Origin of the sequence: Pseudobutyrivibrio sp. LB2011 (assembly GCF_000701765.1) — a bacterium.
GTDB lineage: Bacteria > Bacillota > Clostridia > Lachnospirales > Lachnospiraceae > Pseudobutyrivibrio > Pseudobutyrivibrio ruminis.
Window position 1 is genome coordinate 46,048 of record NZ_KL370823.1, and the last position, 15,529, is coordinate 61,576.

Annotated in this window: 9 protein-coding genes; 1 reads left to right on the top strand and 8 read right to left on the bottom strand. The window is 40.5% G+C overall.

Annotated elements, in window-relative coordinates; genetic code table 11:
- Positions 1 to 1,026: 1,026 nt before the first annotated feature.
- Positions 1,027 to 3,051, bottom strand: coding sequence for a right-handed parallel beta-helix repeat-containing protein (locus T375_RS13355; RefSeq protein WP_049960430.1), 2,025 nt, complete (start codon positions 3,049 to 3,051; stop codon positions 1,027 to 1,029).
- 481 nt (positions 3,052 to 3,532) lie between these two features.
- On the opposite strand from T375_RS13355, the gene T375_RS11960 reads away from it, so the two are divergent.
- Entirely contained in the window at positions 3,533 to 4,810 is a 1,278-nt protein-coding gene (locus tag T375_RS11960) for a hypothetical protein (RefSeq protein ID WP_044938894.1), read from the top strand.
- 120 nt (positions 4,811 to 4,930) lie between these two features.
- On the opposite strand, the gene T375_RS11965 is transcribed toward T375_RS11960, so the two are convergent.
- The 7 genes from T375_RS11965 to fliS all read right to left on the bottom strand — a co-directional run bounded on the left by T375_RS11965 (position 4,931) and on the right by fliS (position 15,516).
- A complete protein-coding gene (locus T375_RS11965) occupies positions 4,931 to 6,982 on the bottom strand; it encodes a methyl-accepting chemotaxis protein (RefSeq protein WP_044938897.1) in 2,052 nt (683 codons plus the stop codon).
- A 160-nt stretch (positions 6,983 to 7,142) separates the two neighbouring features.
- A complete protein-coding gene (locus T375_RS11970; RefSeq protein WP_044938901.1) occupies positions 7,143 to 8,297 on the bottom strand; it encodes a CgeB family protein in 1,155 nt (384 codons plus the stop codon).
- Between the two features lie 110 nt (positions 8,298 to 8,407).
- The gene (locus T375_RS11975) at positions 8,408 to 10,273 is read right to left on the bottom strand and encodes a glycosyltransferase (RefSeq protein ID WP_044938903.1); all 1,866 of its coding nucleotides are present in this window, start codon (positions 10,271 to 10,273) and stop codon (positions 8,408 to 8,410) included.
- A gap of 61 nt (positions 10,274 to 10,334) precedes the next feature.
- Complete coding sequence (locus tag T375_RS11980; protein ID WP_044938905.1) at positions 10,335 to 10,832, bottom strand: hypothetical protein; 498 nt, start codon at positions 10,830 to 10,832, stop codon at positions 10,335 to 10,337.
- A gap of 143 nt (positions 10,833 to 10,975) precedes the next feature.
- Positions 10,976 to 12,484, bottom strand: coding sequence for a flagellin N-terminal helical domain-containing protein (locus T375_RS11985; protein ID WP_044938907.1), 1,509 nt, complete (start codon positions 12,482 to 12,484; stop codon positions 10,976 to 10,978).
- A gap of 2,053 nt (positions 12,485 to 14,537) precedes the next feature.
- The gene (locus T375_RS11990) at positions 14,538 to 15,020 is read right to left on the bottom strand and encodes a hypothetical protein (protein WP_049960431.1); all 483 of its coding nucleotides are present in this window, start codon (positions 15,018 to 15,020) and stop codon (positions 14,538 to 14,540) included.
- 82 nt (positions 15,021 to 15,102) lie between these two features.
- Positions 15,103 to 15,516 carry a flagellar export chaperone FliS gene (gene fliS / locus T375_RS11995; protein WP_044938909.1) on the bottom strand — a complete coding sequence of 138 codons (414 nt, stop codon included), beginning with the start codon at positions 15,514 to 15,516 and terminating at the stop codon, positions 15,103 to 15,105.
- Positions 15,517 to 15,529 lie beyond the last annotated feature (13 nt).

Here is a 15,529-nt window from a genome sequence, read left to right on the forward strand (position 1 = left end):
TATATCTTTTTAAACTCTTTGGATTTATATAGTTATGAAGGTTGATTTTGACTATATATCTTCAGCTTTTCTTGTTTATATAGTCACAAATTGCTTTGTGATACTATATATTTATCTATTGTGCGGGAAATATAGTCATTTTTGTTATGTTCTGACTGCATCTGACTATACCTTTTTATTAGTTTTAGTATATATAGTCATCTTGACTCTTTCGGGCTATATCTCTTCAGCTTTTCTTGTTTATATAGTCATAAATTGCTGTGTGGGACTATATATTTTTCTATCGTGCGCGAAATGTAGTCATTTGCTATAAGATTCGGCTAATCTGCAATCTTATAGCATTTTCTTTTTGGGATTTGCTATAAGTTTGAGCAATTCTCTAATCTAATAGCAGATTTTCTCAGCTTTCTGCTATAAGATTAGATTTTTTCCAAATCATATAGCAACTCGGATTCTTTTTCTGCTATAGATTTATGTTTTTTTCCAATTCTTATAGCAGCCCGGATTCTATTTCTGCTATAGATTTAAGCTTTTCCCAGTTCTTATAGCAACTCGGATTCTATTTCTGCTATAGATTTAAGTTTTTTTCCAATTCTTATAGCACCCCGGATTCTTTTTCTGCTATAGATTTAAGCGCTTCCCAATTCTTATAACAACCCGGATTCTTTTTCTGCTATAGATTTAAGTTTTTCCCAATTCTTATAGCAACTCAAGTTCTATTTCTGCTAAAGATTTAAGCTTTTTCCAATTCTTATAGCAACTCGAATTCTATTTCTGCTATAACTTTGAGACTTTATTTATTCTTATAGCTATCCCACTTTCATCCCTGCTATAATCTCAGCCTTTTTCCTAATCTAATAGCAAGCAAGAATATAAAACTGCTATAATCCTAAGCTTTTCCAGCATCTTATAGCAACCCCACTCTATTTCTGCTATAAAATCAGGAAAAGCCCCTCATATATAGCAAAAGGCCAGCCCGTAGGCTGGCCGAAGCACAAGAGAATTCAAATGTGCTTATAGGGTATGTTAGTCTGCGTACTCAGATACTGTAATTGTGTATGAGCTTGTGCCCTCTACGTATACAGTGCCGTCTGTACCAACGATTGAAACTGTGTTGCCGTCTTCATCAACGATAGTTCCGTTGTTTGTAAGTGATGTAAGAACTGAATCGCCTGTAACAATCCACTTAGATGAAGAATCGATTGTGAGGTTTGCGTAGCCGTCGCCACCGTTGCCTGCAGCTGACTCATCATCGATGAATGCACCTGTAAGAACTGAACCATCTGTCATTTCCATATCAAGGGTTGAGATTGTATCCCAGATGATATCGCCTTCCATTTCCTGGTTGATAGCTGTGAATGAGCACTGTGCTCCGTTATCTCCGCTTGTTCCCCAACCTCTCTGGTTAGTGTTTCCTGTAACCTTAAGGAAGAAATCATTTTCATCAGCGTATGTGATATCAACGTTTTCAAGAACGAATGTTGACTCTGTATTTGTTGTGTAGAACATACCACCGTTCTTTGCAGTGATGCTACCACCTGTCATAGAGAATGTAGAGTTACCTACTTCTGAATCACCTGACATTGACTGGTAAAGGATGATGTTCCAATCACAGTCATTCTGCTCGTTTGTTGGGATGTTACCTGTTAAATCGCAATCTGTAAGTGTAAGTGAGTTGAGACCTTCAATACATACGGCCTCAGCGCCTGTTGCTGTAAGTGTGGCATTTGAGATTGTGATATCTGCTGTACAGTAAACTGCTGGTGAGCCTGTACCGTTTGATGTGTATGTACCACCATCAACTACCATTGTTCCGCCGCCTCTGTCTGAACGGATTGCAGCTGAAGATTCGCCGTTTGTTTCAATTGTGTTGTCGTTAGCGTAAAGTGTACCGCCGCCTGCAACGTGGATACCGCCTGATGTGTCCTGCTGTGTTGTGATTGTTGAATTAGATACATAAGCCACACCATCGCCATATGCGTATACGCCAGCACCACCTGCTGCATCTGAGTCAATAGTCACATTGTCAACTGTAAGTGTTCCACCTGTAGTTAAAAGAGTAGCGCCAACTCCGTAAAAACTAGAATTGTCGCCACCTGTGCTGTCATCTGAAGTTCTTGTAATTGTTGAATCCTTTACTGTAACTTCACCATCTGTTACAAGGATTGCATTTTCATCAGTGCCTGTAGAGGCGATTGTCTCGCCCTCTACAGTCTCATCTGCATTGTACTCATATAATGCTGAGTATGTAATGTCTGCAGCTGATGTCATATTTCCACCTGGCTGACCCATGGCTGACTGAGTACCACCAAGAATTTCTACTGATTCTACATTTCCATCTGCATCGAATGTAACTGCAACCTGTGTACCTACTTCGATATCAGAAAGTGTAAGTTCTGTCTGAGCATCGCCCATATCTGCTGGTGCTTCTCCGTCACCTGATGGAGCTTCGCCGTCGGCTGATGCCTCACTGTCTGCTGGTGCTTCGCCATCTGCTGCTTCGCCATCACCTGATGGAGCCTCGCCCTCTGGCTTGTCTCCTGATGGAGCTTCACCGTCTGGTTTGTCTCCTGAAGGAGCCTCACCATCTGCTGGTGCCTCAGCGCCTGCTTCTACAGTAGCTTCTGTCATTGCTGTATCATCTGAAGAATCTTCTGTATCTTCTGTATCTTCTGTTGTCTCTTCGTCTGTAGTTTCTTCTGTTGTTTCCTCTGTTGTCTCATCTGTTGTCTCATCTGTAGACTCTTCTGTTGCCGCATCATCTGGCTTTGTAGGAGCTTCGCCATCACCTGATGGAGCTTCGCCTCCGCCCATTGCCATAGAGTAAGTTGTGTCATCATTTACTGTGATGTCTGCTGTTTCCTCACCCAATGTAAGTTCGTTGTTTTCATAAGTTCCTACGGTGATTGTAAATCCCGTATCACTGACTGCTGTTACCTCGCCGTAGATAGTTTCACTGGCATAAGCTGTTGTGGAATCTGATCCGCAAGCTATCAATGAACCACAAGCAAGTGCTGCAGTCATCATTAATGCAGTAAGTCTTTTCCTCATTTTATGTCCTCCGTTATCTGCATCGGGTTTCCCCAATGGTCAATATTTATCTGCGCTCCAACCTCAGCGCGTTACGAGTTATAGTTAACCACCGGATTGTGAAAATTAACGGTACTAAAAAGTGTTGATTATGTGATTGGTTTCTAAATGTTTAAATTATCCTATGAGTCTGTAGGCATCAAGCTCTGAGGCTACTTATGAGATTATTCTATAAGCCTGTAGTTCACAAACTCTGATAATTCTTAAGCGAGACATGTCGTCAAGCGAAGAATTCATCAGGTTTGTGAACGTAACAGGCGTACTAGGCTAGCCACAACCTACATATTGTGAATAATCTGAAAATATTTCTAAATCTATGGGGTTTTCAAATAGTTTGACTTGTGGTATTATGATAGTAACTATAAATATCGAAATCTTTGCCCTGGCGTAGACAAAGGATTGTCGATGACTCAATTTTCAAGGAAGAAAGGAGGGGCGTCTTATGGCACGCATTGATGCTGCGTATAATTATTTCATGACGACCTATGGTAATAACATAGGATCACGTTACGAATCTCATAAGAAAAGCGAACTACGCGACACTTACAACAAAATAGTTAAAGCGAACAAAGAAGCTCCTCTGTACAAGATAAATGATTCTGAGGACATCGGTCAGTTTGCAATTGATATTAAAGAGCACGCCAATGCTATGACTCTTTCAGTATCAAATTTGACATCTACCGGCGAGGATATTTCTTCTGTTTTAGAGAAGCGAATTGCATCTTCATCAGATCCAAATTCTGTTGATGTTCTTTACGTTGGCGATAGTGCAGATGGCGCTGAGGATTTCAAAATCGAAGTTGATGCACTGGCAAAGCCTCAGGTGAACACCGGCAATTTCCTTCTTTCAGATGCACATGATTTTGAAGAAGGCCAGTACTCATTTGATTTGGATATTCGAAATCACTCATATGAGTTCCAGTTCAATGTAAATAAGAACGAAACCAATCTTACCGTTCAGAATAAGATTGTGCGTTTGCTTAATACTTCAGATGTAGGCTTGAGTGCAAAGTTACTTTCAAATGACAGAGACGGAAGCAAGGCTATACAGATTGTTTCCAAGTCTACTGGTGTTGCTGATGATGAAAACACATTGTTTAATATTTCCTCATCAATCTCTTGGAGAGAGCTGAACATACTGGGAATTGACAATGTTACACAGCAGCCTTCCAACTCAGATTTCAAGCTGAATGGAGTTTCGCATCAGTCATTGTCCAACACTTTCACAGTAAACAAGACCTACGAGCTTATTTTAAAGAGACCATCCAATGGCGAAGTAAGTATCGGTCTTATGAACGATACTGAAGCTCTTTCAAATGGCATCTCGCAGCTGTTAGACAGCTACAATGGAATGCTTGATATCGGACTGAAGTACAACGAAGCTCATCAGAATCGTACACTTTTCAATGAGATATCTTCCATTGCAAAGAACGATGCAAGCGAGCTTGCTGCAGTAGGAATTCAGAGCGATTCTATGAATCACCTGTACTTAGACAAAGATGTTTTATCCGATGTGATAAACAGCGAAAACAAAGAAAGCGCTTTTGAAACTCTTAACAACCTTAAGAATTCAATTTCAAAAGCTGCATCAAAGGCCTCTATCAATCCGATGAATTACGTAGATAAATCGATTGTAGAGTACAAGAATCCTGGTAAGACCCTTAGCGCACCATACGCGTCAAGCGCTTATTCAGGTATGATGATGAACTACGGATTATAGGATATTAAAAATCCCCTGTAATTCACAAGCTCTTAGGCTTCTCAAATGAGACGTGTTGTCGAATTGAGAAACACTAAGGCTTGTGAATGTAACAGGGGATTTTTCATTATTGATTATCCATTATTCTGCATCATCCTTGAAGAATTCCATCTCCTGGTTCAGCTTGATTGCGATGTCTTTCAAATCGTCGGCTGAATTAGCAAGGCTTGCAACTGTAGCAGAAAGCTCCTGTACAGATGCGCCTGTAGTTTCAGATGAAGCTGCATTCTCTTCTGAGATTGCTGAAAGTGATGACATAGCATCTGATACAACGTCGTTGGAGGTTACGCATGTAGATGCGCCACCGGCGATATCTCTAATACCATCAACTGTTCCATCAATATCTTCAAGCATTCCATTTACAGATTCAAGTGTGCCTCCGATAGCCTCCTGCTGCTCAAGGTTGCCTTGCTTAACAAGATTTGCTGCCTCCACGGCTGCTTCTGCCTGCTTCAAAAGCTCATCCATCTCTGTACGAATATCCTGAGCCATGCTATCAGAATCGTCGGCAAGCTTTCTAATTTCCTCGGCAACGACTGCGAATCCCTTACCTGCTTCACCAGCACGAGCTGCCTCGATAGAAGCATTCAAAGAAAGGAGGTTTGTCTGAGCGGCAATGCCGGAAATGCCTTCAACTCGCTCGTTAATATTTGCGACAGCATTCTGGGTAGCAGAAATTGTTCTGGCAATCTCCTCGATTTTAGCTGTCATATCGCTACTAGAATCCTGAAGACTGACAAGTGATTTGCTGGATGTCTGTGATGCCTCCTTCATTCTGCCTGCCAAGCTTTCAACATTATCTGTAGATGCCTGTACGCCACCGACTGCGTCTGTAATCTTTCCAACATTTTCTGCCGCTTCTTGAATTTCTTCAGCCTGCTGTACAGCACCTGTAGCGATTTCCTGGACTGCATTTGCAACTGTATCTGTTGTGGCTGCAATCTGGTTTGCCATGTCTGCCAAATCCTCAGAAGAAACTGTAACTGTAGAAGCCGATTGCTTAATAGCGGCAACTATGCTTCCCAATTTTTCGATAACGGAATTGGTGCTTCGAACAATTTCACCGAATTCGTCTTTACGTTTTGCATATCCGTCAATCTTCTTGAATCGACCATCGGCAAGCTTTGTGATGGTATCAGTTACTGCCATGATTGGTTTTGTGAAGCTTGTTGCAACTACGAGGGAAATAACTATACCAAGAATCAGCATTATTGTTCCAATCAGTACTGTAATAAGTGCCGATCTTATTGCTGACGCCATAATTTCATCTCTGGTTTTTGAAACTGCAACGTAGTATCCGCTGACAGGCTCCTGAACCCATGACATATATGTAACTTTACCATCAAATTTCGATGTCATCAGTCCACTAGTATCTGTTGATTCTACGAAACCGAAAGAGCTTAAATCATATTCATCCTCAGGGCTAATTTCGAACTGAGCATGAGCAACCATCATACCTTGTGTATCGGCAATGTAACCGTCACTAACATTTTCAGCAAGGAATTCATGAAGCACATTTAAGTCAAAGCTTCGCTGAACTGTACCAATCACCTGAGTGTGGGCTTCGTTGTAAATTGGTACGCAAATGATTGTTATTCTATTTCCAACACTCTTGCTGACAACAACATCCGATATAGCTGGTTCTCCGGTGGTAACGGCCTGAACAAAGTAATCTCTGTCTGATATATTTGTAAGTTCTGCTCTATCTGTTCGTACAAGCTGATCACCCGAGACTTTACTGATGATGATATTGTCGTTACCATCGTTCATGTAAGCATTCAACTCGTCAAGCTGGGCCAACATCGCAGAATCCGGAACTGCCTGTCCTTCTGTGCCATAGGATTCAACAAAAACTATCGCACTAGGAGAAGTTGCAATTGCCTCCAACATGGATGTATTTTTCTCAACAATTTCAGCAAATTTTGCCTCAACAACTCGTGCATTAGAATTTAAAAGTTCCAGCGCATCTGCCTCTGCTTTCGAGGTAGAGCTGTTGTAGCTGATAATAATAGAAATTAATAATGGCACAGCCACCAAAGCAGCCATCAAAAGAATTAGTTTCGTTTTAATGCTATCCTTTGGTTTAATGCCACCAGCTAGATTTTTATTAGACTTTTTTTGCACCTTACTCATAGAAACCTCCTTAGTCAGTCCTTAAAATAAAGAAAAATTTCTATATTGATTTTATAATGTGTATAATCAAATTGTGTGTAATAATTATAAATTTTTTGTGAAAATACGTTTTTACAAAAATTGAGTGTAAAAAAGCACATCTTATCGATGTGCTCTTAGTCTATATTTGTTCTAGCATTTCCTTGATTCTGGCTTCGTAGGTGCAGGCTTCCCTGACGTACTCCTGGCCAGCTGCTGCAATACGTTCTCTCTCGCTATCATGCTTTAGATAGAAGTCTACTTTGTCGTATAAATCCTCATTGTTATAGTACCAGACCAGATGCTTTTCATTTTCAAAGAACATTGGCAGCTCCGCCTGGAAGTTTGTCAGGCAAAATCCACCTGCTCCTAAAATATCGTATACACGAAGTGGAACTCCACTTTTGATATTTGGAATGGTCATGTTTAGGTTGATTTTGGACTGGTTAAATACCTTTGGCATTTCGCTCCAATAATCAACGCTTCCCTTGTAATTTACCCGGAGCAAATCCCTGGTGAAGGAATTGGTGTAGATGCTCACATCATGATGCTTTGACAGGTCGATTAGGATTCGTCTGCGCTGCTTTTGAGCTATCTTGAAGCCCAAAGTTGTTACTGAAAAGATTAAGTTTAGGTCTGAAAGTGAGTCTTCCGATTTCTCCAGTTCAAAATAGTTTTCAAGTTCCATGAGAATCTCTGGTGTAAGCATCCTGTCGATGATATTCACGCCCATCAAATCACGCTGGGCTTCCATAGTTGCCTCGAAATATCCACGGAGATACTCTGGCAAAGTGTATTCCATTTTGTCGTAGGAATTCTTTTCGTAAAGAGAGCCTACGAAGCTGATTTCGTTTTTGTAGGCCTCCAAATCTGTTGAGTTGCCGAACAGGTAATCAAGTCTGTTGCAATCCACCGCCAGGGGAAGATGATAAACATACTCCACTCCCATGCCACGGAATTCCTCTACATTTGTAAGATCAAACAAAAAAATGCGATTCACATCATTGAAAACTGACTTGTGATACATAGAAATCAGCGGGTTATCGCAGCTCCAGCAAACGTAGCGGAGGCCCTGCTCCTGGCACACATTTGAAATCAGAGGAAAATAATTTACCGTAAAGAAAAAATCATAATTGCCCGCCTGGATAAGGCCACGGAGCTTTTCTGCGAACTCTTCATCTACATCATAGTTGAGGAGGTCCTGGTAAACCTCCTCAACTTCATAACCCAATTCTTCAAATGTGTGTTTAATGTCTTTGTAATTGTACGCCTTCCATCTGTACATCAAAATCTTCATGTTGTTCTCATACCTCTAGTCCGCTAGTTACGCCTACAAGCCTACTGATTTCTCCGTTCGATAACATATCTCACTTGAGAAATAGTAGAGCTTGTTGTCTACTAGCTCATCTAAATATGTAGCGTATCGACCCCGTATGAGCCCTGTAGGATACCCACCAGCTGTTTATAGGTAGCTACGGCTTCGTCGCTGCGGCCTGCTGCATCAAGCTCGGCGATTTGAGCCAGGATGGTTTCCTCTAGCTTATACATTTCGTTGAATTTATCTGGGTCATTGCGCTTAGCGTCGCGAATCTTAATTCGCATTGTGTATAGGCGGGACAGCTCGCCAAGAGCCCCAGTCATGGCTGGCCTAAATCCGAAGAGATTCTTGAGAATCTTCAGGCTAGCAGTCACATCCACATCTGCCTCTGCAATAAACTGCTGCAAGCCCTGGCCAAGCTTTGTAGAGTGATTCAATGGCTTGTCATCATCCTCATCAAGGAGCCAGCTGTCATGCATCTGCTGCCATGTCAAAGTCATGTTGCCGTAGTTTGCAAGAGCTTCAATAAGCTCATCATAGCTATCCCAATATTCGATGCCTGCAAATTGTTTTTCCAGCAAGCGGATGTCGATATATAGGCGAATTTCCTTTTCGCCGTCAGTTGTCTTAAATGCGGCTGCTATGTTTTCAAGCTCCTGCTCACTAAGATCTGGCGTCACCTTATCAATGTGGAACTCAATCATGTCACGGAAGCCTGAGGATGTAAAGAACTTGTTCAATACATCGCGAAGTTCTTTTTTATAGCCTAATTCCGAACACTTCTTAAGAAGCATAACAATAAATCCACGGTTCAGACGAACGATTGGGGAATCCCAGGCGATGCGTCTGTAATAATGAACCAGTGGGCCAAAGTCGTCGTTTTCCATGCCGATGGTCATGATGAAACAGTAAACCATATTGACCTTTGTGGTATCGAAAGTGTCCGCTGAAAACAGGCCGCCCTGGATAAACATCTCGGCCTTGTTGTTGGCAAGCTTGTCACATATCTTCAAATAATAATTGCAGGCTGCCAGGCACTCATCATTTTTCTGCTCGTTAAAATATGCAGTGGAAACATAAAATGCCAGGCAGGCAAGTGGGAGCTCCATGATTGTTGGATTCTTTGCTTGTGTTTCGTAAAGCTCCTCCAACTTTTTATTCTTATCAGTCTGATGAAGGGCGATTGCCATACCGCAAATAAAGCTTCCGCGATAGCGCATATCGTCACTATCATTTTTAATCAGGGATTTTTCAGCTGCAGCCTTGCAAACATCGTACATTTCATCAAACTGTTTGATAGCTTTCAGCTCCTGGGCAAGCTGATATGGCCAGCGAAGATTGTCTGGGTCCTCCTCCATCATCTCCCTAAGGAGAGGCACATTTCGCATGGAATGCTTGATGTTTTCCTCCTCTGTGGCGTACACATATCCGAAGTGGGCAGCCTTGGCATCCATGAACATTGCCCTGCCATAAGAAGGCTCGATGTACTCATGAATCTTGCCTACGAAATGGGTCTCTGGAGTAACAGAGCACATACGGCAAACCTCAATATCCTGGTATTCCTTGCCGTCAAAATCAAGATAATTGTGCTGGAAATAGCCGCCGATATTGTAGGTTGTGCAGTCTGGCTGCTGGAAAAATTCGATGATATATTTGCAGTCAAGGAACCACTCATCATCGTCTATATACAAAAACATCTTGCCGTTGGCCTGATCCAACTGGAAGTTTCTGGCCTTGGCAAAATCGTTGCACCATTCAAATTCAAAAACTTCATCTGCATATTTTTCAATAACCGCTCTGGTCTCTGGGCTGCAGCCTGTATCTACAACCTGAATTTCAGAATCGATTGCCTCTCTGATTGGCATCAAGGACTGGAGGCAACGCTCGGTTGTCTCCGGTCTGCCGCAGCAAAGAAGTGAAATTGTAAGCAATTTAGTTTTAGGTTTGTTGTTCATATTGTTCCCACCCTTTAATCACTAAAAGGCTCGTCATCTGACGAGCCTTACTGTATTTATATTAATATGTTCCAATTACAAGTGGTCTGTACATTTCCTCTCCTTCCACGAGGCCCTCCACCTTGCCGAGGCAGCTATCAATCAAGCGATTGATTTCCTTGCTAACGATGAGCTTTTCGCCAGGTGCTTCAACCAAGCCTCTGAAGTCATATACATCGATACTTCTAATTTCGATTATTCTGTTTTCGATTTCACTTAAGATATCGCTGAGAACCATGTCGATTCTGGCTTTGTGATCCATGATCAATGCTGTATCTCTTAAGTTCTCACTTATATCGTATATCATATTGCAGTACTTTTCAAACTTTTCAACGATGTCCGAGTAATCCATTCCCATGGATTCCAGGTACTCTCCCAATACTAAGGCTTTTTGCTGACATCCGATGAGCACCTGTAAATCTGCTGCGTCATCGCCTGTACTTCCCTGTGCAAATCTATGGTTTGCTGTGTAAAGCTCTAATACCATTGTTAACATCTTGTTTCTTGTGAAATATGCCATACGCCTTACCTCTATTCTATAAATCCCTCTTTCGAAGGAGTTGCAGTCGATTTTAAAGTTACTATTCAATTTTCTTTTTAAAATCATCCCCACCCCTGTGAAAGAGGTGGGGACATTTTATTTATGGTTTTTCAAACCTTAGGTTACTGAAGAAGATTCATAACACCCTGTGTAGCCTGGTTAGCCTGAGCAAGCATTGACTGACCTGCCTGCTGGAGGATGTTGTTCTTGCTGTACTCAACCATTGTGTCAGCCATATCTGTATCACGGATACGAGATTCTGCTGCTTCTGTGTTCTCAACTACGTTGTCGAGGTTCTTGATTGAGTGCTCTAATCTGTTCTGGATAGCACCAAGTTCTGCACGCTGTGCTGATACTCTCTGGATTGCATCTGCGATAGCGTCGATTGCGTATGTAGCTGCCTTACCAGTTGCATCTGATACGTTGATACCGTTGATACCGATTGACTTAGAGTTCATAGCCTCGATAGTAACGTTGATCTTGTTTGTCATGGCTGCGTCAGCACCAACATGAAGGTTAAGTGTAAGTGCGTTCTGAACATTTACATGTCCCTTTGTAAGTGTGAAGCTAATAGATGTTGTCTTTACAGGATCTGTCTCGCCAGCAATTGTCTTACTAATAGTTCTTACTTCCCAAATAGAACCTGTTCCGTTTTTATCACTTTTATCCATATCTACAAGCTGTGCCGAACCATCTGTTGCACCAACTGAAGAAGCGGCCTTAAGCTCTGTTGCTACCATGCTATATGCTGCTGTTGCCTTAACTAATGTTACATTAGCATCATCAATACCTGTGCTTTCATTGTAGCTATCAGAGAATCTTGTTACTTCATTACCGTTATACTTAATTGTAGAACCCTTAGTAATGAGCTTATCAAGGTATCCGTTTGTTACCTTTGCATTTGCTACATCTGTTCCGACATCATCCGAGTTAATTGTATATGTCTTTCCATCTATAGAGATTGTATCGCCAGCTGCAATCTTCCATGTTACTGTGCCGTCTCCATTATCTGTATACATATCTGATGTAAACTTAAGTGCCTTAACAACTTCTAAGTTATCTTCTGCACCGATTGTATACTGAACACCACCAATACGATATCTCTCACCTGCTTCAAGAGATTCCATTGTAAATGTAGCCTTTGTTGTATTCTGGATAAGTGTTCCATCAAGACCAGCATCATGGGCTGAGATATACATTCTCTTTAATCCGATATCGCCCTTTAATAAGAAAGTCTCGTTGAACTTTGTTGTAGATGCGATTCTATCGATTTCCTGTGAAAGCTGATCAATTTCGTTTTGGATATCATCACGATCTGACTCTGAGTTTGTTCCGTTAGCTGCCTGTACTGCTAACTCGTTCATTCTCTGGAGCATGTCGTGAACTTCTGTGAGGGCACCTTCAGCTGTCTGTACTGATGAAACACCGTCAGATGCGTTTGTAGAAGCCTGGGTCAAACCACGAATCTGTTTTCTCATTTTCTCAGAAATTGAAAGTCCAGCTGCATCATCTGCTGCTCTGTTGATTTTATATCCAGATGAAAGCTTCTCTGTACTCTTTGACTGAGAATCAGTTGTAATGTTCAATGTTCTTGAAGCATTAGCTGCCTGCATGTTGTGTTGTACTACCATAATAAATTCCTCCATGAGATTCTGCTAAATCCTTTTAGCATTTAAATCCGTTTTTTGTGATAGCCCAACATCCGTGTCTGGCCTGGTTATTAAATTTGATTTTTAAAAAGATTCGAATTCGATTTGTAAGGTAAAGTTTTTGTGTTCAATTGTTCCTTACACCTTATTTATCGTTCTGGGGCAAAAAAACTTTACCCCTTTAAGCAAAAAATTTTAATTTTGTTCCAATTTTCTTATTTTTTGTGCAATAGGAAAAAGTCGCTGAGCCCTTGATTTTACTGGATTTTTGAGGCTTTTATTTTTGTTAAAATTTATAACATAATTTTTGTAAAATTTGCTATAAATTCTATTATATTCTCATAATTTGTGGGTAAATTGGCGGGAATTTGAGGGTGAATTTGAGAGGGATTCAGAGTGTTTTTAGATTGGAATTTTCATTGTGTTTGGGAAGTTCAAATGCTGTGTCAGGAATTTGTTTTCAGGAATATAGCTGTTTGTATTTAGATTTGAGATTTAAAACTGGATTATCTGGATTCTTATATATTTGCTGTAATCTACTTCTTGTTTTTCCAATCAAATTAGATGAATTGTTGAGTGATATTGTATTTTCTCCTTAAAACACTTACCTGTTTGTTCCAATAGTTAAGCGGGATTATTCCATATCCCGAAAAAACTTACTTTCTCCGAGAAATGTTAAGTGGAATCCTGCTACAGTTGATAAACACTTATATAGATATGAGTGCTTTATCAATCCCTGTAGGAAACACTTAACTATGCCATAGTATAAGAAAAGCTTATTTCTGCTTCTCATGAAAACCACTCAACTTCTTTTTATAGTATGTAAATTCCTATAAGTGTTTTTACTATTCCTCATGAATACACTCAACTTTTTCGGAAAAAAGTAAGCTTTATAGGCATTACTGTGAAATGCACTTAACTATTTTCCCTTACCAGGATAACAGAGTAATCTTAACCAGACATCTATGCCTATTTATCTTCTCTACATAGGTTCATTTAACAAGCTCACTTCCCTAAAGAAACTTCAGTCCTCACTTTATTCAGCTTTCACAGGTGTCAGAATAGTCTTAACCAAGTATCTATGCCTATTTTCAAGACAAAACAATGAAATTGTCAGCAATAATCCTGCTTTACAGGACTATCCATCAGTACTAGCCAGATATAGAGCTTATTCATTTCTATATATTAGTAGGTGATTCACTATATTCTTGTAAATTCACTTAACTTTTTACAGAACATGGTATACACATTGTCTCTAACAGATGGCTCACTCTGATAAAAAGTGCCTGAGTTAAGTGAATTTAATGATTCCTCATTTTCACTTATATAGAAATTAGTAAAAAGTTAAGTGAATTTCAAATCTATATAATCTCCACTTAAAAGTACAACTTGCTGTTAAGTTTATTTATGTTCTATATAATTCCACTTAACTTTTTTGCTTTGATTTGAGAGCAAGTTAAGTTTATTCTACAGAATTAGAAATAAACTGAATCTCACATCACACTTTGTTAAGTGAAAACACATACTTATAAAATAAACTTAACTTTAATTCAAATATTTTAATCTATTTTAAGTTTATTTCATTTTTTCTCATATAAACTTAACAGCTCCCTCAGTTTTTAAGTGAAGCCTAGAGAATTTATTTTTTCACTTAACTATTTCCTCACCAGGATGACAGAATAGTCCCAGCACAATAATCTCTGCCTATTCTTTTCTCAACCTAACTTCCTTTTCTATGCTTCCTCTCCAGGATGAGCTACAGTCTTCACTTTAATTAGCTTGCACAGGGTGACAGAATAATCTTAACCAGGTATCTGGGACTATTTATCTTCTCTACTTAGGTTCATTTAACACGCTCACTTCCCAAAAGAAACTTCAGTCCTCACTTTAATCAGCTTTCACAGGCTAACAGAGAATCCTAACACAAAAATCTGAGACTTCTTGCTGACAGAACTAAAAAAAGACCTTGCACTGCTGCAAGGTCTTAGTATCCACATAAGTCTCAGAAGCCCATCGGACAAAAGCTCCCGCACCCTTATTTTTTCTTATCCAAAAAAGCTGGGTCGGCGGTGGTTTGTGGGCTCATCATGTGCTTGTAGTATGATGAAACAACATCGCCGGATCTTTTAATTTCGCGGGCTTCTTTTTTTACATTGGCGAAGCGAGTTTTGGCATACTCTTTGTTGCGATATTCTGTAGCCTCCACATCTGCTGTAAGGTCTGTGACCTTTTTGATGAGCTCCTGCATGAGCTTGATTTCATCTGCATAAGAAGCGCGGTCCTCGTCCAAGATTGCCTTCACTCTGTTGAACAGCTGCTGGAAGCCATCGTCAAGCATTACGATTCTATCGATGAGCTCAGCCTTCATGTTCATGTTTTTCTCTAAATCGTCTGGAGTGGAATTAGGATCCTTAAGAATGGCTTCCTGTTCCTTGTTTCTAATAAGAAGAACTCTAAGAATATCTGCCTTCTTTTCCAGCGACTCTCTAAGCATTATTACGTAATCTCTGTTATCCATGGTTCCCTCCTAGATTTCCACGAGCGCAAGTGTATAGCTTACCCTCCACATAAAGACAGCCCCTCGAGCGAGGGGCCATCCTTTAACCTGCTATATTTGTTGAAGTACCGTCAAGCTTTTTGCCGTTGGCGGTGAGCTTCATTACATCCTTCCAAGTATCTCGCATTGTTCGAAGGTGCTTAAGCACTTCCTCGAGCTGTGCTGGGTCCTTGGTGATCATGGCATGTCTCAAGCAGCTCCTAAGATAAGTATACACTGCATGGAAATCCTTTGCCACAGGATATTTCTCATCGAGAGTCAATTCAAACTCTTCGATAATTCTATCTGTCTTTCTGATATTGATGTGTGCTTTCTCAATATCGTGATTCTCGCAAGCTACGATTGCTATGTTACAAAACTTGATTGCTCCTTCATATAGCATCAATGTTAACTCAGCAGGGCTAGCTGTAAGTATTCTGTTTTTTGCGTATGCATCATAACCATTTGTTGGTGTCATAGTACCGCCTCCA

Excerpts from the sequence above, each read along its gene's own strand:
- T375_RS13355 (WP_049960430.1), bottom strand. The coding sequence starts at position 3,051 with ATGAGGAAAAGACTTACTGCATTAATGATGACTGCAGCACTTGCTTGT.
- T375_RS11960 (WP_044938894.1), top strand. The coding sequence starts at position 3,533 with ATGGCACGCATTGATGCTGCGTATAATTATTTCATGACGACCTATGGT.
- T375_RS11965 (WP_044938897.1), bottom strand. The coding sequence starts at position 6,982 with ATGAGTAAGGTGCAAAAAAAGTCTAATAAAAATCTAGCTGGTGGCATT.
- T375_RS11970 (WP_044938901.1), bottom strand. The coding sequence starts at position 8,297 with ATGAAGATTTTGATGTACAGATGGAAGGCGTACAATTACAAAGACATT.
- T375_RS11975 (WP_044938903.1), bottom strand. The coding sequence starts at position 10,273 with ATGAACAACAAACCTAAAACTAAATTGCTTACAATTTCACTTCTTTGC.
- T375_RS11980 (WP_044938905.1), bottom strand. The coding sequence starts at position 10,832 with ATGGCATATTTCACAAGAAACAAGATGTTAACAATGGTATTAGAGCTT.
- T375_RS11985 (WP_044938907.1), bottom strand. The coding sequence starts at position 12,484 with ATGGTAGTACAACACAACATGCAGGCAGCTAATGCTTCAAGAACATTG.
- T375_RS11990 (WP_049960431.1), bottom strand. The coding sequence starts at position 15,020 with ATGGATAACAGAGATTACGTAATAATGCTTAGAGAGTCGCTGGAAAAG.
- fliS (WP_044938909.1), bottom strand. The coding sequence starts at position 15,516 with ATGACACCAACAAATGGTTATGATGCATACGCAAAAAACAGAATACTT.